At 72.3% G+C, this 18174-nt stretch carries 16 protein-coding genes; 10 read left to right on the top strand and 6 right to left on the bottom strand.

All coding sequences use genetic code 11. The features are described 5' to 3' along the window. Positions 1-95: 95 nt before the first annotated feature. The gene (locus VGD70_RS10100) at positions 96-914 is read right to left on the bottom strand and encodes an SGNH/GDSL hydrolase family protein (RefSeq protein WP_331080417.1); all 819 of its coding nucleotides are present in this window, start codon (positions 912-914) and stop codon (positions 96-98) included. A gap of 254 nt (positions 915-1168) precedes the next feature. Here VGD70_RS10100 and VGD70_RS10105 point away from each other — a divergent pair, with 254 nt between their 5' ends. The 4 genes from VGD70_RS10105 (at position 1169) to VGD70_RS10120 (ending at position 5853) form a co-directional block, all read left to right on the top strand. Next, entirely contained in the window at positions 1169-2545 is a 1377-nt protein-coding gene (locus VGD70_RS10105; RefSeq protein WP_331080419.1) for a cystathionine beta-synthase, read from the top strand. A gap of 102 nt (positions 2546-2647) precedes the next feature. Continuing rightward, a complete protein-coding gene (locus VGD70_RS10110; protein WP_331080421.1) occupies positions 2648-3943 on the top strand; it encodes a hypothetical protein in 1296 nt (431 codons plus the stop codon). Positions 3944-4066: 123 nt separating this feature from the next. Continuing rightward, positions 4067-4627, top strand: a complete 561-nt coding sequence (locus VGD70_RS10115) for a hypothetical protein (RefSeq protein WP_331080423.1) — start codon at positions 4067-4069, stop codon at positions 4625-4627. A 68-nt stretch (positions 4628-4695) separates the two neighbouring features. Further along, positions 4696-5853, top strand: coding sequence for a cystathionine gamma-synthase (locus tag VGD70_RS10120; protein ID WP_331080425.1), 1158 nt, complete (start codon positions 4696-4698; stop codon positions 5851-5853). 9 nt (positions 5854-5862) lie between these two features. Here VGD70_RS10120 and VGD70_RS10125 read toward each other — a convergent pair whose 3' ends face one another. Continuing rightward, entirely contained in the window at positions 5863-6090 is a 228-nt protein-coding gene (locus VGD70_RS10125; protein WP_331080427.1) for a hypothetical protein, read from the bottom strand. Between the two features lie 311 nt (positions 6091-6401). Between VGD70_RS10125 and VGD70_RS10130 the strand changes: the two genes are divergently transcribed. Beyond that, entirely contained in the window at positions 6402-6677 is a 276-nt protein-coding gene (locus VGD70_RS10130) for a hypothetical protein (protein ID WP_331080429.1), read from the top strand. A gap of 4 nt (positions 6678-6681) precedes the next feature. Beyond that, positions 6682-8043 carry a 30S ribosomal protein S12 methylthiotransferase RimO gene (gene rimO, locus VGD70_RS10135; RefSeq protein WP_331080430.1) on the top strand — a complete coding sequence of 454 codons (1362 nt, stop codon included), beginning with the start codon at positions 6682-6684 and terminating at the stop codon, positions 8041-8043. Here rimO and hppD read toward each other — a convergent pair. Next, positions 8040-9227 (bottom strand): 4-hydroxyphenylpyruvate dioxygenase, encoded by a 1188-nt coding sequence (hppD, locus tag VGD70_RS10140; protein WP_331080432.1) that lies wholly within the window; start codon positions 9225-9227, stop codon positions 8040-8042. The two genes, rimO and hppD, sit on opposite strands and share 4 nt — an antisense overlap. A 136-nt stretch (positions 9228-9363) precedes the next feature. Here hppD and VGD70_RS10145 point away from each other — a divergent pair, with 136 nt between their 5' ends. Further along, positions 9364-9858, top strand: a complete 495-nt coding sequence (locus tag VGD70_RS10145) for an Lrp/AsnC family transcriptional regulator (protein ID WP_331080434.1) — start codon at positions 9364-9366, stop codon at positions 9856-9858. 50 nt (positions 9859-9908) lie between these two features. Here the strand turns inward: VGD70_RS10145 and greA are convergent, their stop codons facing one another. Together greA and VGD70_RS10155 are read right to left on the bottom strand one after the other, a co-directional pair. Continuing rightward, entirely contained in the window at positions 9909-10406 is a 498-nt protein-coding gene (greA, locus tag VGD70_RS10150; protein ID WP_331080444.1) for a transcription elongation factor GreA, read from the bottom strand. A gap of 176 nt (positions 10407-10582) precedes the next feature. Beyond that, positions 10583-11023 carry a DUF4307 domain-containing protein gene (locus VGD70_RS10155; RefSeq protein WP_331080436.1) on the bottom strand — a complete coding sequence of 147 codons (441 nt, stop codon included), beginning with the start codon at positions 11021-11023 and terminating at the stop codon, positions 10583-10585. A 134-nt stretch (positions 11024-11157) separates the two neighbouring features. Here VGD70_RS10155 and mca point away from each other — a divergent pair, with 134 nt between their 5' ends. Both mca and VGD70_RS10165 read left to right on the top strand, forming a co-directional pair. Further along, entirely contained in the window at positions 11158-12039 is an 882-nt protein-coding gene (mca, locus tag VGD70_RS10160) for a mycothiol conjugate amidase Mca (protein WP_331080446.1), read from the top strand. Further along, positions 12036-12350, top strand: a complete 315-nt coding sequence (locus VGD70_RS10165; RefSeq protein ID WP_331080438.1) for a hypothetical protein — start codon at positions 12036-12038, stop codon at positions 12348-12350. The genes mca and VGD70_RS10165 overlap by 4 nt, the downstream gene beginning before the upstream one ends. 4 nt (positions 12351-12354) lie before the next feature. On the opposite strand, the gene VGD70_RS10170 is transcribed toward VGD70_RS10165, so the two are convergent. Next, entirely contained in the window at positions 12355-15876 is a 3522-nt protein-coding gene (locus VGD70_RS10170; protein WP_331080440.1) for a Calx-beta domain-containing protein, read from the bottom strand. A gap of 154 nt (positions 15877-16030) precedes the next feature. Here VGD70_RS10170 and VGD70_RS10175 point away from each other — a divergent pair, with 154 nt between their 5' ends. Then, positions 16031-18037, top strand: coding sequence for a thioredoxin domain-containing protein (locus tag VGD70_RS10175; protein WP_331080442.1), 2007 nt, complete (start codon positions 16031-16033; stop codon positions 18035-18037). Positions 18038-18174: the final 137 nt, after the last annotated feature.

Below are 18174 nucleotides of genomic sequence, written 5' to 3' on the forward strand. Positions count from 1 at the left end.
CCCTTGCCCGCGCGCCCGATCGGCGACCGGGCGGTGGAAACGATGACCGCCTCTGGCATGGCGCAACTCCTTCGTCAGATGCCTGACCAAGGACCTTACGCGGGAAGCAGCCGCCAGCCCCGCGCCAAGCCGGCAGCATCACACAACGGGCCGAGCAGCACCGCGGCCGCCAGCTCGTAGCCCGCGCCGTTGGGGTGGAACCGGTCCTCGCTGAACAGCTCGTCCGGCCGCTGGCGGAACTCCGGCGACACGAGCGCGGCCATGGACACCGAGCGCACGCCGAGCCGGTCGAGCTCGCGGCGCTGCGCGCGGGCCAGGGCCAGCCCCCAGCGCGACGCGATCGTGCGGAGCGGCTGCGGGATCGGCCGGATGATGTCCAGGTCCGGGCAGGTGCCGACGACCACCGTGGTGCCCGCCCGCATCAGCCGCTTGACCTGCTTGGCCAGCACCGCGGCCGACGTGCCGACGCGCATCCGGGTGGTGACGTCGTTGCCGCCGACGATGATCAGTGCGAGGTCCGGCGGGGTGATGAGCGCGACGTCGACCTGCTCGTCGAGGTCGGACGTGCGCGAGCCGATGATGGCGTGGGTGGTGAGCCGCACCGGGTGGCCGGTCTCCTCGGCCAGGCCCTTGGCCAGGTTGACCCCGGGCAGCCGCGCCTCGGACTCGGCGCCGAGCCCGGCGGCCAGGGAGTCACCCAGCATGGCGAAGGTGACGCAGTCGGACGGCTCGTGCTGGTGGAGGGGACCCGTGCCGTCGGGCAGGTACACGCCGTCGGCGTTGAGCGGCAGGCCGGTGGACTTGCCGATGATCGTGCGCGCTCGCCGGGACTGGCCGTTGAGCAGGCCGTAGGCCGCTCCGGACAGGCCGCCTACCGAGCCGGCCCCCAGCATCAGCGCTCGAATGACCCGCATTCCAGCCATCGCCGTGCCTCCCAACTCCCATATAACCACCGGCTCCTGATGTGACGTTCGAACACAGGTCCGGTTCCTCGTTACATCGCCCTGAAGGCGTCGTCCGCAAGCTCCGTCCGAGTGTGTCCCGTGTCACTAGTATCGGGCTCAAGGTCAGCTCGAACCTCATATGCGAATGGGCGTCGTCCGTGCTAGAAGCCGGTCGCTAGGCTCGGTCGAGGTGCCGGGGGGCACATCAGTCATAAGGAGTGCGAGTGGAGTACGTCGAGCATGTCGTCGACCTCGTCGGCAACACGCCCTTGGTGAAGCTGAACGCGCTGGCGGAAGGGGTGTCCGCCACGGTGCTCGCGAAGGTCGAGTACTTCAACCCCGGCGGGAGCGTGAAGGACCGCATCGCGCTGCGCATGGTGGAGGCGGCGGAGAAGTCCGGCGAGCTCAGGCCGGGCGGCACGATCGTGGAGCCCACCTCGGGCAACACCGGCGTCGGGCTCGCCATGGTGGCCCAGCGCAAGGGCTACCGCTGCGTGTTCGTGTGCCCGGACAAGGTCAGCGAGGACAAGCGCAACACGCTCAAGGCCTACGGCGCCGACGTCGTCGTCTGCCCCACCGCGGTCGCGCCGGAGCACCCGGACTCCTACTACAACGTCTCCGACCGGCTGGTCAGCGAGATCGAGAACGCGTGGAAGCCGGACCAGTACTCCAATCCCGAGAACCCCACGAGCCACTACCTCAGCACCGGCCCGGAGCTGTGGCGCCAGACCGACGGGCGGATCACGCACTTCGTGGCCGGCGTCGGCACCGGCGGCACCATCTCGGGCACCGGGCGCTACCTCAAGGAGATCTCCGACGGCCGGGTGAAGGTCGTCGGCGCGGACCCGGAGGGCTCGGTGTACTCCGGCGGCACCGGCCGGCCCTACCTCGTCGAGGGCGTCGGCGAGGACTTCTGGCCCAAGACCTACGACCGCGACATCGCCGACGAGATCATCGCGGTGTCCGACTCCGAGTCCTTCGAGGTCACCCGGCGCCTCGCGCGCGAGGAGGGCCTGCTCGTCGGCGGCTCGTGCGGGATGGCGGCCGCGGCGGCCATCCGGCTGGCCAGGCGGCTGGGCCCGGCCGACGTCGTCGTGGTGTTGCTGCCCGACGGCGGCCGCGGGTATCTGTCCAAGGTGTTCAATGACGACTGGATGGCCTCCTACGGCTTCCTCCCGCCCGAGCACTCCGGCGCGACGGTCGGGGATGTGTTGCGGCGCAAGGGAACCGGTGGCGCGATGCCGGACCTGGTGCACGCGCATCCCACCGAGACGGTCGCCGACGCGGTGGCGATCCTGCGTGAGTTCGGCGTGAGCCAGATGCCGGTCGTCAACGCCGAACCGCCGGTGATGGCCGCCGAGGTCGTCGGCGCGGTCAACGAGCGCGACCTGCTGGAGGCGTTGTTCACCGGCAAGGCGGCGCTCGCGGACCGGCTGGACAACCACATGTCGCCGCCGCTGCCGACCATCGGCTCGGGTGAGCAGGTGACCGCCGCGATGACCGCACTGTCCACGGCGGACGGTGCGCTGGTGTTGCTGGACGGCAAGCCCGCGGGTGTGGTCACCCGGCAGGACCTGCTCGGTTTCCTCGCCGGCCGGTGAGCGGGTCGGCTCACCTGGGGCGTTGACGGCGAAGGCACACACGATGCACTAGCGTTGGCGCGAAGCAAGTCGTGTCGGACTTTTTGAAGGGGTTGGAACCCGATGAGCGCTCCGCAGCCGCCGAACCAACCGTGGCAGGGCGGCCAGCAACCGCACCAGGGGGAAGGTGAGGGCCAGGAGCAGCAGCCCGGCCAGCCACCACAGGACAACCCGGCGCTGTCGGCGCCCGGGCCCACGCAGGCACTCCAACCGGGGCAGCCCGCGCCGGGTCAGGTCGGTGCCGACGGTGTCGAGCGCACCCAGGCCATCCAACCCGGCCAGCAGCCGCCCGGCGGCCCGGACGCCGGGGCGACCCAGGTCGTCTCGCCGGGCCAGTACGGGCAGCCGCCCCAGCAGGACGCCGGTGCGACGCAGATGGTGCCGCCCGGCTCGATGCCGCCCCAGCAGCCGCCGTACGCCCCGCCGCCCGGCGCCGACCCGCAGGCCTACGGCGGGTACCCGGGCCAGCAGCAGCCCGGTGGGTTCGGTCAGCAGCCCGGTGGGTTCGGTCAGCAGCCGCCGCCCGGCTACGGCCCGCCCCCGCCCGGCTACGGCCAGCAGCCGCCCCCGGGCTACGGGCAGCAGCCGCCGCCCGGCTACGGCCCGCCGCCGGGCGGGTTCGCCCAGCAGCAGGGTCTCGGCGCGGGTCCGACCTTCGGCGGCCAGGGCCAGAACACGCAGATGATCGCGTGGGGCCTCGCGGGCCTGGTGGCCCTCATGGGTCTGCTCGTCGCGATCTTCGCGTTCACCGACTTCGGTGACCTCGGCAGGTACTCCGACGCGCTCGGCAACGCCACGAGCGAGCAGCTCTCCCAGGCCAACCTGCCCGCGCCGGGAACGCTGTGGCTCTGGACGATCGTGGCGCTCATCGGTGCCGTCGGCGCCATCGGCGGCGGCGTGCTGATCTTCCTGAAGCACAAGCTGGCCGGCATCGTGACCGCGGCGGCGGGTGGCCTGATGCTCATCGCCGGCATCGCCTACCTCATCGTCGAGGGCGCCATCGGCGACTCGGGGAACACCCCGAACCTGCCGGTGTGGGCACTGATCGGCGGCATCGTCGTCGGCGCGGTGGGTGCGCTCGCGTTCATCCCGCAGACCAAGAAGTACCTCGGTGGCGAGTCCGTGCTCGGTGGCCCGGGTGGTCCCGGTGGCTTCGGTGGCCCGCCGTCCGGTGGGTTCGGCCAGCCCGGCCAGCCTGGCGGTTTCGGCCAGCCCCCGCAGCAGGGCTTCGGCCAGCAGCCGCCGCAGCAGGGGTTCGGCCAGCAGCCGCCGCCCCAGCAGGGCTTCGGCCAGCCGCCGCAGGGTGGTTTCGGCCAGCCCCCGCAGCAGGGTGGCCCGCCGCCGCAGCAGCAATGGTGAGCAGCAGCTGAACGAGACGCCGGTGGGCAAACAGCCCGCCGGCGTCGCTGTTTCCGCGACTTGTTCCACGCGCCCGGCCGCGGGCTGGTTGGATGACCCTCGTCGATCGGGGAGGGACCACCAATGGCGTACCAGCAGGGCTATCCACCGCACGGGAACTGGCCGCAGGGCGGCTACTACCCGCCTGGCTACGGAGCTCCGCAGCCGAGCGGGAACCCGGCGCTCGCGATCATCGCGGCGATCCTGGGGCTCGCGGTCGCGGGCACGCTCGGGTACCAGTGCGTCCACCTTCTGATCAACATTCCCGCCGGCTTCTCCCTGCCGGGCGGCTGGTCCGCGATGGTCGTGTTCCATTTCGCGGTCGTCGCCATCGCCCTGCTGGGTGCGGTGCTCGTGTTCGCGCGGCAGGTGGCCGGGGCGTTCGTGCTGCTCGCGGCCGCGATGCTCACCGTGGTCGTCGTGGTGCTCGATCCGGTGCTGGCCGACCAGGTCGCGTTCACGATGGCCGGCGCCCTGCCGGACGTCAGCGCGACCAGCGACGTCGGTGCGTACTACGAGCTGCTGTTCGAGTTCGGCAACGAGCAGGCCGTGCTGCGCTTCCTCGCGCTGTGCGCGGCGGCGGTGCTGCTGGTGGTGGCCGCGCTGCCGCCGTCGCTGAACTATTTGCGTGGCGCCCGGCGTTGACATGGGAGACGAGCGAGATTCGATTCCCAGATGCTGGGCACACCAGTGAGAGGCAATAACCTTTGACCATGGCAGACGACACGAGCCGCTGGGGTTTCGAGACCCGGGCCATCCACGCAGGGCAGCGACCTGACCCGCGGACCGGCTCGGTCATCGTGCCCATCTACGCCACGTCCACCTTCGCCCAGGACGGCGTCGGCGGGGTCCGCGAGGGCGGCTACGAGTACTCGCGCACCGCCAACCCCACGCGCACCGCGCTCGAGGAGGCACTGGCCTCGCTGGAGGGCGGCCGGCACGGGCTGGCGTTCGCCTCCGGCATGGCCGCCGGCGACGTCGCGCTGCGGGCGCTGACCCGCCCCGGCGACCACGTCATCCTCGGCGGCGACGCCTACGGCGGCACCTTCCGCCTGCTGGACAAGGTCCTCTCGCTCTGGGGCGTCGAGTACACCACCGTCGACCTGGCCGACGTGTCCGCCGCGCGCACCGCGGTCCGGCCCAACACCAAGGTCATCTGGTGCGAGACGCCGACCAACCCGCTGCTGGGCATCGCCGACATCGCCGCGCTGGCCGACGTCGCCGCGGAGGCCGGCGCCAAGCTGGTCGTGGACAACACCTTCGCCACGCCGTACCTGCAGTCGCCGCTGGGCCTGGGCGCGGACGTCGTGCTGCACTCCACCACCAAGTACCTCGGGGGCCACTCCGACGTCGTCGGCGGCGCGCTGGTCACCTCGGACGACGAGCTGCAGGAGCAGTTCGCGTTCCTGCGCAACGCGGTGGGCGCGGTGCCCGGCCCGTTCGACGCCTACCTCACCCTGCGCGGCGCCAAGACGCTCGCGCTGCGGATGGAGCGGCACAGCGACAACGCCGAGCGCGTGGTCGAGGCGCTCGTCGGCCACCCGCGGGTCACCAAGGTCTACTACCCGGGCCTGCCCGAGCACCCGGGCCACGAGCTGGCGGCCAAGCAGATGCGCCGGTTCGGCGGCATGGTCTCCTTCGCCGTCGCCGGTGGCGAGCAGGCGGCGCTGGAGGTGGCGGCCCGCACCAAGCTGTTCATCCTGGGCGAGTCGCTCGGCGGCGTCGAGTCGCTGATCGAGCACCCGGGCCGGATGACGCACGCCAGCACCACGGGCTCACCCCTGCAGGTGCCGGGCGACGTGCTGCGGCTGTCCGTGGGCATCGAGGACGGCGCGGACCTGGTGCAGGACCTGCTGCAGGCCCTCGGCTGAGAAGAGGCGCTACGGCGCCTGGCCCGCCGAGTCCCGCTTGGTCAGCTCGTTGAGAGCCGGCTCGGCCGGGTTGGGCTGGACCTTGTTGGTGTTGGCCGGGGGCAGGTGCGCGGGGTCGAGGCAGCTGTCGACGAGCTCGACCTGCCCGTTGTCGTGCTCGACGTAGCGTCCGGGGTCGGTGCAGCCCGCCTGGTGCACGGTGAACACCGCCACGCCGGCCAGGGCCACCGCGGCCAACGACGCTCCCGCAAGCGGGAGCACTCCCGAGACCCGAGACCCGACCGCCATGCCAAGTTCCCCATCCACGCGCTGCTTGGAAACGAGAATACCCGGCCCTGAAAAATTCCTCCCGGTTGCTCGTCCATCCGCGGCTCGGTGCACCAGGCCCGGCTGCTGCGCACGCTGATGCCGGGCGCCCCGATCCGCTGACCACCTCACGACCACGGCCCGCACTCGAGGAGGGTGCGGGCCGTGGTCGGTTGTTAGCGCAGTGTTAGTGCCGCCTGCGAGCCTGCGAGGCATCACTGACCACCATCGGGAGGCAAGCAATGACAGAGATCGGGAAGCTCGCCGCGCAACGGCGGCAGCGCAAGGGAACCAGCCCGGCGGCGCCGGACGGCTTCGAATGGGGCACCTGCCAGAGCGTGCACGAGGTCGGCAGATCCCGCGCTCGCACGATCGCCAGAGTGCTGCTGGCGAGCGGCTTCGTCGTGACCGCGTACCTGGCGCCCGGGGTCGTGGCGCCGGCGATCGACTCGCCGGTGCTCGTCAGCTCGCCGGCGGACCCCAACCAGCCCTCCATCGTGGCGGACCTGGCGGAATGACCCGATGACCTCCAAGCACGCCGTCTCCCTGGTGACCCTGGGCTGCGGGCGCAACGAGGTCGACTCCGACGAGCTCGCCGCCCGGCTGGACAACGCCGGGTGGCGGCTCGCGGAGGACGGCGCGGACGCCGACGTGGTCGTGGTCAACACGTGCGGCTTCATCGACTCGGCCCGCAAGGACTCCGTCGACTCGCTGCTCTCCGCCGCGGACTCGGGGGCCAAGGTCGTCGCGGTCGGCTGCATGGCCGAGCGGTACGGCAACGAGCTCGCCGACGCCCTGCCGGAGGCGGCCGCCGTGCTGTCCTTCGACGACTACCCCGACATCGGCGACCGGCTCGACGACGTGCTCGCCGGCCGCACCCGGCCGGCGCACGCCCCGCGCGACCGGCGCACCCTGCTGCCGATCACGCCGGTGCAGCGGTCCGCCTCGACCGCGGAGGTGCCCGGCCATGGCCCGGCGAGCGGGCCGCGCCCGCTGCGCCACCGGCTCGGCGGCGGACCGGCCGCTCCGCTCAAGCTCGCCTCCGGCTGCGACCGGCGCTGCACGTTCTGCGCGATCCCGAGCTTCCGCGGCGCGTTCGTCTCCCGCCGGCCGGACGAGATCGTGACCGAGGCCGAGTGGCTCGCCGGGCACGGCGTCCGCGAGCTGCTGCTGGTCAGCGAGAACACGACGTCCTATGGCAAGGACCTCGGTGACCTGCGGGCCCTGGAGAAGCTGCTGCCGCGCCTCGCGGCCGTGGCCGACCGGGTGCGGGTGAGCTACCTGCAGCCCGCGGAGCTGCGGCCGGGGCTGATCGAGGCGATCGCCGGCACCCCGGGCGTCGTGCGGTACTTCGACCTGTCCTTCCAGCACGCGAGCGGCACGCTGCTGCGCCGGATGCGCCGGTTCGGCGACCGCGAGCGGTTCCTCGAGCTGCTCGACTCGATCCGGGCACTCGCGCCGGACGCGGGCGTGCGGTCGAACTTCATCGTCGGCTTTCCCGGCGAGACCGACGCGGAGTTCGGCGAGGTCACGGCGTTCGTCGAGGAGGCGAGGCTGGACGCGATCGGCGTGTTCGGCTACTCCGACGAGGAGGGCACCGAGGCCATCGGGCTCCCCGGCAAGATCGACCCGGCGCTCGTCACGGAGCGCGCCACCGAGCTGTCGCTGCTCGCCGACGAGATGTGTACCCAGCGCGCGGAGGAGCGGATCGGCGCGACGATCGAGGTGCTCGTCGGCTCGGGCGGGAAGGGATGGGCGGCGCATCAGGCACCCGACATCGACGGTTCGGTGACGGTGACCGGCGGCCCGGTGAGCGCCGGCGACCTGGTGAAGGCTCAGGTCACCGGCGCCACCGGGGTCAACCTGGAGGCAGCGCTGCTCTAGAGGTTGCCGCGCCGGTCCTGCTCGCGCTCGATCGCCTCGAAGAGGGCCTTGAAGTTGCCCTTGCCGAAGCCCAGCGAGCCGTGCCGCTCGATCAGCTCGTAGAACACGGTCGGCCGGTCGCCGATCGGCGCGGTGAAGATCTGCAGCAGGTAGCCGTCCTCGTCCCGGTCGACCAGGATGCGGTGCTCCTTGAGCACCTCGATCGGGACGCGGACCTCGCCGATGCGGGCGCGCAGCTCGGGGTCGTCGTAGTAGGAGTCCGGGGTGTCGAGGAACTCGACGCCGGACTCCCGCATCGCGGTGACCGTGGCGATGATGTCGTTGGTGGCCAGCGCGATGTGCTGGCACCCGGCGCCGTCGTAGAACTCCAGGTACTCGTCGATCTGCGACTTCTTCTTCGCGATCGCCGGCTCGTTGAGCGGGAACTTGACCCGGTGGTTGCCGTTGGAGACGACCTTGCTCATCAGCGCGGAGTAGTCGGTGGCGATGTCGTCGCCGACGAACTCGGCCATGTTGACGAAGCCCATGACCCGGTTGTAGAACTCGACCCAGTGATCCATCCGGCCGAGCTCGACGTTGCCCACGCAGTGGTCGATGGCCTGGAACAGCCGCCTGCGGGCCGGCATCGTGGACTCCTTGGCCACGTATCCGGGCAGGTAGGGGCCGGCGTAGCGGGAGCGGTCGACGAGCGTGTGGCGGGTCTCGCCGTACGCCGCGATGGCCGCGCGGCGGATCGTGCCGTGCTCGTCGGAGACGTCGTGCGGCTCCTCGAGGACGGTGGCGCCCTGCGCGCGGGCGTGCTCGACGCAGCGGTCCACGTCGGCCACCTCCAGCGCGAGGTCGACCACGCCGTCGCCGTGCTTGCGGTGGTGGTCGTGCAGCGCGCTGTCGGGGGCGACGCCGCCGTTGATCACGAACCGGGCCGAGCCGGACTTCAGCACGAACGACTTGTGGTCGCGGTTGCCGGTCTCCGGGCCCGCGTAGGCGACGAGCCGCATGCCGAACGCGGCCTGGTAGAACCACGCGGTCTGGGTGGCGTTGCCGACCACGAACACCACGGCGTCCATCGCCCGGACGGGGAACGGGTCCTTCGACTCGTCGTAGTCCACGAGTCCGACGAGCTGACGCAGCTGGTCGAAGCTGATGTCATCGAGCTGGCGATCCTGGCCGAGAGTGCCGGTCATGATGTCCTCCCTGCGGGCACGGTGGTAACCGCAGGATCCGTCCAGGGGGCAGGATGCGCAACTGTCACTAAATAAGGTGAACAATCTGCCCGGTGGGGTGGCGCTTCGACTGGGCGGAGTGAGGCATTCTGTGTAGATGAGCGAACCCGTTGATCCCGCCGGCGCGGTCGACGCCCTGGACGCGCGGCTGCTGCTGTTGCTCTCCGACGAGCCGCGGCTGGGCGTGCTGGAGTGCTCCCGCAGGCTGGGAGTCGCCCGCGGGACCGTGCAGGCGCGGATGGACCGGCTGGAGCGGCGCGGCGTGCTGCGCGGCTTCCCGCCGGAGGTGGACCTGGCCGCGCTCGGCTACGGGCTCACCGCGTTCGCGGTGCTGGAGATCGCCCAGGGCAAGCGCATCGAGGTGGCCGGGCGGCTCGCGGCCATCGACGAGGTCTGTGAGGTGCACGCGACCACCGGCGAGGGCGACCTGCTGGTGCGCATGGTGGCTCGGTCGAACGCGGACCTGCAGCGGGTCATCGACGAGGTGGTCGACGTGCGCTGGGTGCAGCGCACGTCGACCTCCATCGCGTTGTCCACGCCGATACCGCCGCGAGTGCGGCCACTGCTGGAACGGGTCGCCGGACGGCCGTGACCGACGCTTCCGGACCGTGGGATGTCTGGAAGGCGCCGTCGCGGTGTGCGTCAGCCGGCGTACGGAACCGCCTTCACCAGGGTGACCTTCTGCTTGCTGCCGTTGGGCAGGTCGTAGGAGCGGGTCTCGCCCTCCTTGGCGCCGAGCAGGGCCTTGCCGAGCGGGGACTCGGGTGAGTACACCTCGAGCGCACCCTCCGCACCCTCCTCTCGAGTGGCGAGGAGGAACTTCTCGGTGTTCTTGTCGCCCTCGTAGCGGATGGTCAGCACCTTGCCGGGCTCGGCCAGCCCGTCGTTCTCGGGCGCCTCGCCGACCTTGGCGTTGCGCAGCAGCTCCTGCAGGTGGCGAATGCGGGCCTCCGCCTGGCCCTGCTCCTCGCGGGCCGCGTGGTAACCCCCGTTCTCCTTGAGGTCCCCCTCCTCGCGGCTCGTGTTGATCTTCGCGGCGATTACCGGGCGATTCTCGATCAGCTCGTCGAGCTCTTGCTTGAGCCGGCCGTAGGCCTCCTGGGTCAACCAGGTCACCTGGGTGTCGCTCACGGTCACCAACTCCTCGCTCATACTTCCGAGTCCCGCGGATTCGGGTCGGTAGTTCCCGGGCGGGCGGCGGGCACCCGGAACGGAAAAACACGGCCCGCCAGGGGCCGTGCAGGTACGACAGGATATCACGAATGGCGGGATATCCTTGTCCGGTTTGTCCTAATTGCCAGCGTCCATCGAGGAGTTCACCCTGATGGCGGCAGGTCCGTGGACAGGTATGCCGGTACCTGATAAGAGCACCCGAAAACGTCGGCGGTAACGGGTTCGTCGCTGCTCTTGATCACCGTCGTGACCCGCGTGGCTGCCGGGCCGGGTGGGATCAGGACTTCCTTGCGACCGCCCTCGCTGCCGTTGAGTACCCGGGTCCGCACGATGCACACGGCCGCCCGCCCGGGCGTGTCGCGCGTGACCTCGAAGGTGAACCGCATGGCGTGGTTCGGGAGGTTCTCGAAGCTGTCCTGCTGGGTCTCGATGGGCGCGGTGCCGAGGTTGACGTAGCCGACCCAGGCGACGACGCCGCCGAGAAGCAGCGCGCAGGCCCCGAGGATCCAGTAGGTGCGCCGCGACGTCTTGCGAGGTCGGGTGCCGTACCGGTCCTCCAGCAACGCTCCGCTCGGCGCGGTCATGCTGGGCCTCCACCTGGATTGTCGGTCCCGCCGGGAACAATGCACCCGACCGGCTTGGTTCGAATAGCCAGGTTGAGTATCCGGCAGGCACGCGGTGGGCACTGCCTGGGGTGTCATGGGAGGACGACGGGATCATGGCGGAGAAGCTGCGACTGATGGCGGTGCACGCGCATCCGGACGACGAGTCCAGCAAGGGCGCGGCCACCATGGCCAAGTACGTGGCCGAGGGCCACGAGGTCATGGTGGTCACGTGCACCGGCGGCGAGCGGGGCGACATCCTCAACCCCGCGATGGACCGGCCGGACGTGCTGGAGAACATGAACGAGTTCCGCCGCAAGGAGATGGCGCGCGCGGCGGAGATCCTGGGGGTGTCGCACCACTGGCTGGGGTTCGTCGACTCCGGGCTGCCCGAGGGCGACCCGAAGCCGCCGCTGCCGGAGGGGTGCTTCGCGCTGGTGCCGCTGGAGGAGTCGGTGCCGCCGCTGGTGCGGGTCATGCGTGAGTTCAAGCCACACGTGGTCATCACCTACGACGAGAACGGCGGCTACCCGCACCCGGACCACATCCGGTGCCACGAGGTGTCGGTGGCGGCGTTCGACGCGGCCGGCGACCCGGACCGCTACCCCGAGGCCGGCGAGCCGTGGACGCCGCTGAAGCTGTACTACTCGCAAGGGTTCTCCCGCATCCGCATGCAGGCCATGCACGACGCGCTGCTGGCGCGCGGCCTGGAGTCGCCGTACACCGAGTGGCTCGAGAAGTGGGACGAGCAACGTGGCGACGCGTCCGACCGGGTGACCACCCGGATCGAATGTGGGGAATACTTCGAGAAGAGGGACGCCGCGCTGCTCGCCCACGCGACGCAGATCGACCCCGACAGCCGGTGGTTCGCCGTGCCGCTGGAGGTGCAGCGGGACGTGTGGCCGTACGAGGAGTACGAGCTGGTGCGGTCCCTCGTGGACACGACACTGCCGGAGGATGACCTGTTCTCCGGGATCAGCGAGAAGGTAAGTGCATGACTACAGGTTCCGGCCCACCGCAGGGGCTGGATCTCGGCACCGACACGGTGGCGCTGGTGGCCCCACCGCCGACGCAGCAGGACCCGGGCGGGCAGGGGGAGGACTTCGGCAAGTCCTCCCCGGTCGGCCTGCTCGTGGTGCTGCTGTTCTTCGTCGCGGTGGCGTTTCTCGTGCGCTCGATGAGCAAGCACCTCAAGCGCGTGCCGGCGAGCTTCGATCCCGAGTCGGCCGCGCCGGCCGCTCCTGAGGCCGAACCGGCACCGCCGGCGAAGGAGTCCTCCTCCGACGGCGGTGCCGCCCCCGAGCGCTGACCCCTCAGCAGGGGTTGCCCCGGGTCGACGCCGTGGCCTCGCCGATCACCACGTCACCCAGCAGCGTGTGCAGCGCGAATGCCTGCTGCGTCACGCCGTCGGCGCTCAGCACCGTCTTGTTCAGCGACAGCGAGCCCACCAGCAGCGGCACGGTCACCGGCCGCGACCCGATCGGGATCCGCACCCCGTTCACCGTCAGCGCCGCGATCTCCGAGCTCCCGTCGAAGGCCGGGCGGCCGCCCACGCACGTCGCGGTCGCCGTCGCGGTCAGGGTCGTGACCTCGATCGTCAGGCCCAGCGTGCGCACCCGGGTCGTCGCCAGCGCGCCGGTCGCGCTCACGCCGCCGGGGGCCAGGTCGGTCCGCGCGCTCAGCCCGCCCGCCTCGATCGTCAGCAGGCCCAGCCCGAGCCGCACGGTCGCCGCGGTCCGGTCGTCGTCCGCGCACGGGGTCACCCGCGGGTTGGCCACCGCCGGGCGCGCGCCCAGCAGGGTCAGCGCGCTGGCCGTGCAGCCGAACCGGCCCGCCGCGTCGTCGTTGACGATCGTGCCGACCCCGGTGCCGTCCGCGATCGCCGCGCCGTTCGGGTCGGCCAGCGTCACCGTGAACGTCTCGTCGGGCTCGGCCAGGTCGTCGTCGACCAGTGCCACGGTGACGGTCGCCTTCGTCGTGCCCGGCGGGAAGGTCACCGTGCCCGAGCCACCCGCGTAGTCCCCCGGCGCGCCGGCCGTACCGTCCATTGTGGACCAATAGGCGCTGACCGGCGCCCCGGCCGCGGCCGACAGCGTCACGGGGAAGCTCGCCTGCCCCTTGCCCTCCGCCACGGACACGTCCCCGATCGCGATCGTCCGCGGCACGGTCGTGTCGTCGTCGGCGATGGTGACCACGCCGGTCGGGTCGGCCAGCGTCGCGCCGGTGGGATCGGCGAGGGTGACGGTGAAGGTCTCGGCGGGCTCCTCGGTGGTGTCGTCGGTGATGGGGACGGTCACCGGCAGGGAGGTCGTGCCCGGCGGGAACGTCAGCGTGGCGCCGCTCGTGGTGTAGTCGCCCGGCGGGGTGGCCGTACCCGGCTTGGTCGCCCACGCCACGGTCACCGGGTTCGCGGCCGGGGCGGACAGGGACACGATGAGCGTCGCCCGGCCGGACCCCTCGTCGACCGCGGTGTCGGTGATCGACAGCGCCGGGCCGGGCACCGCGTCGTCGTCGAGGATCGTGACCGTGCCGGTCGGGTCGGCCAGCGTCGCGCCGGTCGGCCCGGACAGGCCGACGGTGAACGTCTCGTCGCCCTCGACCGCGGTGTCGCCGACGACCGACACCTGGACCGTCGCCGAGGTCGCGCCCGGCTGGAAGGTCAGCGTGCCGGCGCCTGCGGTGAAGTCCGCGGCCGTCGCGGTGCCGGGCGCGGTCGCCCACCCCACGGTCACCGGGGTCGCGGCCGGCTCGGACAGGGTGACGGTCAGCGTCGCCGGGGTCGTGCCGGCCGAACCTTCGGCCACCGCCACGTCGCCGATCGACAGGGTGGGCGCGGTCCGGTCGTCGAGGATCGTGACCACGCCGGTCGGGTCGGCCAGCGTCGCGCCGGTAGGCCCGGACAGCTCGACCGTGAACGTCTCGTCGCCCTCCGGCAGGCCGTCGGTGAGGACCGGCACCGACACCTGCGCGGTCGTCGTCCCCGGCACGAACGTCACGGTGCCCTCGCCGGCGGTGAAGTCCGCGGTCGTCGCGGTGCCGGGCGCGGTCGCCCACCCGACCGTCACCGGCGTGTTGCTCGGCTGGTCCAGCACGACGGTCAGCACCGCGGACCCGCCCTCGACCACCGTCGCGTCACCCAGGCGCAGCGCCGGCACGTCGCCGGGCGGCCCGCCGTCGTCGTTGCCGATCGTGACCTGGCCGCGGTCGTCGCCCAGCGTGGCGCCGGACGGCGCGGACAGCACGACGGAGAACGTCTCGTCCACCTCGGTCGAGCGGTCGCCGGTCACCGTGACGTCGATCCGCTTGCTCGTCTCACCCGGCGCGAACGTCAGCCGCCCCTGCGCCGCGACGAAGTCGGTGTCGACCGCCGACCCGGGCGCGGTCGCCCACGACACGCCAACCGGCGCGGTCGCCGCGTGGGACAGCGTCACCGCCACGCTCGCGGGTGTCTGCCCGGCGTTGCCCTCCGGCACCATCACGTCGCCGATCCGGATGGTCGGCAGCGGCACGTCGGTGTCGTCGTCGACGATCGTGCCCACGCCTGACGGGTCCGCGAGCGTCGCGCCGCTCGGCGCGGACAGGTCCACGGTGAACGTCTCGTCGGCCTCCGCGACCCTGTCGCCGACCACCGCCACCGAGACCGACGCCGACGTGGCGCCCGGTGCGAACGTGACCGTCCCGCTGGCCGCCGCGAAGTCGGCCGGCGTCACCGCGGTCCCCGGCCGGGTCGCCCAGCCGACCGACACCGCCGACGTCGACGCCTTCGACAGCGACACGGTGAACGTCGCCGGCGTCGTCCCCGACGAGCCCTCGGTCACCGAGACGTCCCCGATCCGCAGCGCCGGTGCCGCCGAGCTGTCCGGCACCCGCACGGTCACCGTCTGGGCCAGCCCGACCGAGGCGCCGTTGACCCGGAAGTCCACGGTGCACCGGTACGTGCCGGGCGCGGTCCCCGGCGCCACCGACACCGTCTCGCCGAACGGCGCCGAGGCGCCGCTGCGCACGCGCCGCGAGGCCGGGTCGAACGCGACGCCGACCCCCGGGTCGCAGGCCGGCGTGGGTGCGACGGTGACGTCGAGGGCCTTGATGCCGTCGAGGATCGCGCGGGCGACCTGGTCGGCGGCCTGCTCGGCCATCAGCACGCCGCCGGTGGCCTTGGTGATCGAGGTGGCCTGGCCGAGGTTGTCGAGCCCGCCGCCATTCGTGCCGAGGACCGGCACGGCGACCACGTGCGCGCCGATGCCCCGCAGCGCGAGGTTGGTGTCCGACAGCGGGTGACCCAGGCTCGGGTCGTGCGAGCGGGCGTCGCCGAACCACGCGATGATCCGCGTGCTGCCCGGCCGGAACCCCACCGCGCCGGTCGCCAGCTGGTAGTGCGCGTTGATGAAGTCGGTCCACGGCGCGCCGCCGCCACCCACGTCGTAGAGCCACTGCTGGGTGCCGTCCTGGACCGCCGCCTCGTCGTCGGTCAGCGGGGTCCGCACGGAGAACGCACGCGCCCCGTCGACGTCGGCCTTGTAGTCGGCCACCGCGAACCGCGCGTCCGGCTGGCTGGCGCGGACCTCGTCGATGATCGAGCGCGTGTTGTTGCGGACGTTCGCGAGGACCGGGTCCATGCTGCCGGTGGTGTCGGCGAGGAACACGATGTCCGGCTTGGGCGCGACGACCGGTGTGGTGACGTTCGTGGTGAGCGACGAGCTCTCGCCCGGCGCGAGCGTCAGCGACACCGCGCTCGGGTCGACGCCGGGGGCGGCGGCCGCGGGAATGGCCGTGCCGACCGCCACCGAGGTCGCGGCCACCGCGGCGGCCAGGAACAGGATGCGAGTCCGGGTCATGGTTCTCCTCCCCAGGGGGACCTGACCGGCCTGACGCTGCTCCGCCGTTCGGACCAGGGCAACAGGCCCGCTCGCGCGCTGCGCAGATGGTCCGCATCGGTGCCCGAAAGGGCTGTTCGAGCAGCACACCCGGGCGTCTGCGAGGCTTGGGCACATGGCGAACCGGCTGGCCGAGGCGACGAGTCCGTACCTGCTGCAGCACGCGGACAACCCGGTCGACTGGCGGCCGTGGTCGGCGGAGGCGTTCGCCGAGGCGCGGCGCCGGGACGTGCCGGTCCTGCTGTCGGTCGGGTACGCGGCGTGCCACTGGTGTCATGTGATGGCGCACGAGTCCTTCGAGGACACCGAGATCGCCGAGCTGATGAACGCCGGCTTCGTCAACGTCAAGGTCGACCGCGAGGAGCGGCCGGACGTGGACGCGGTCTACATGACCGCGACCCAGGCGATGACGGGCCAGGGCGGCTGGCCGATGACGTGCTTCCTCACCCCGGAGGGCGCGCCGTTCCACTGCGGCACGTACTACCCGCCCGCGCCCCGGCCCGGCATGCCCTCGTTCCGCCAGCTGCTCACGGCGGTCGCGGAGGCGTGGACCAACCGGGACGCCGACGTGCGCGAGGCCGGCGCCCGGATCGTCGCCGAGCTGTCGAAGCAGACCGAGGCGCTGCCGGTGTCCACTGTGGACGACGAGGTGCTGGCCGGCGCGGCCGCGGCGATGCTGCCCGAGTACGACCGGCGGCACGGCGGGTTCGGCACCGCGCCGAAGTTCCCGCCGTCGATGGTGCTGGAGTTCCTGCTGCGCCACCACGAGCGCCTCGGTTCCGTCGAGGCGCTGTCTATTGTGGAGGGAACCGCCGGCGCGATGGCCGCGGGCGGCATCTACGACCAGCTCGACGGCGGCTTCGCCCGATACAGTGTGGACGCCGGCTGGGTGGTGCCGCACTTCGAGAAGATGTTGTACGACAACGCTTTGCTGCTGCGGTTGTACGCGCACCTCGCACTGCGCACCGGTTCGGCGCGGTACCGGGAGGTGGTCGAGCAGACCGCGGAGTTCCTGCTGCGCCGGTTGCGTACCACCGAGGGCGGGTTCGCCGCGTCCCTCGATGCCGACACCGACGGGGCCGAGGGGCTGACCTACGCGTGGACGCCGGCGCAGCTCGTCGCCGTGCTCGGCGAGGACGACGGCGCGTGGGCGGCGGACATCCTCGGCGTCACGGCCGAGGGGACGTTCGAGCACGGCACGTCGACGCTGCGGATGCTGCGCGCGCCGGAGGTGCCGGCCCGGTGGACGCGGGTGCGGGAGCGCCTGCTCGCCGCCCGGGACGAGCGGCCGCAGCCGGGGCGCGACGACAAGGTGGTCACCGCGTGGAACGGCCTGGCGATCGGCGCGCTGGCGTACGCGGGTGCCGCGTTCGGCGTCCCCCGGTGGGTCACGGCAGCCTCCGACGCGGCGTCCCTGGTAGCCGACGTCCACCTGGTGGACGGCCGGTTGCGGCGCGCGTCCCGGGACGGCGTGGCCGGCGCCGCGGCCGGCGTGCTCGAGGACTACGGCTGCCTCGCGGAGGGCCTGCTGTCCCTGCACCAGGCAACGGGTTCCGCGCGCTGGCTGTCCATCGCGGTCGCCGCGCTGGACACCGCGTTGGCCCACTTCGCGGACACCGAGGCGGAAGGCGCCTTCCACGACACCGCCGACGACGCGGACGCGCTGGTCTGGCGCCCCTCCGACCCCAGCGACAACGCCACCCCCTCCGGCGCGTCGGCCACCGCGTCGGCCCTGCTCACCGCGTCGGCCCTGGTCGGCCCCGACCGCGCCGGCACGTACCGGTCGGCCGCGGAGTCGGCCGTCGCCCGCGCCGGGCTGCTGGCCGCTCGAGCCCCACGCTTCGCCGGCCACTGGCTCTCGGCGGCCGAGGCCCTGCGCCAGGGTCCGCTGCAGGTGGCCATCGTCGGCGCACCCGGCGACCCCCGCCGCGAGGCCCTGGTCGACGCCGCCGTCCGCCACGCCCCGGGCGGAGCGGTCGTCCTGGCCGGCTCCCCCGACGAGGCCCCCCTGCTGGCGGACCGCCCCGTGGTGGACGGCCTGGCCGCGGCCTACGTATGCCACGGCTACGTCTGCGACCGCCCCGTCACCGAGGTGGCCGACCTCCTGAAGGCCCTGGCCTAGTCCCAATGCCGGTGGGTTAGGTGGTTGTGGCTGGTCGGCGCCGGTGCCCGGTCTTGCTGGGAGGAGTGATGCCGACGGCTGAGTGAGGCGGTCTGCTGGCCTGGTGTCGCTGGCGATGCTGGGCCCTCTTGACCGGA

Origin of the sequence: Actinophytocola sp., from assembly GCF_036402745.1 — a bacterium.
Lineage (GTDB): Bacteria > Actinomycetota > Actinomycetes > Mycobacteriales > Pseudonocardiaceae > Actinophytocola.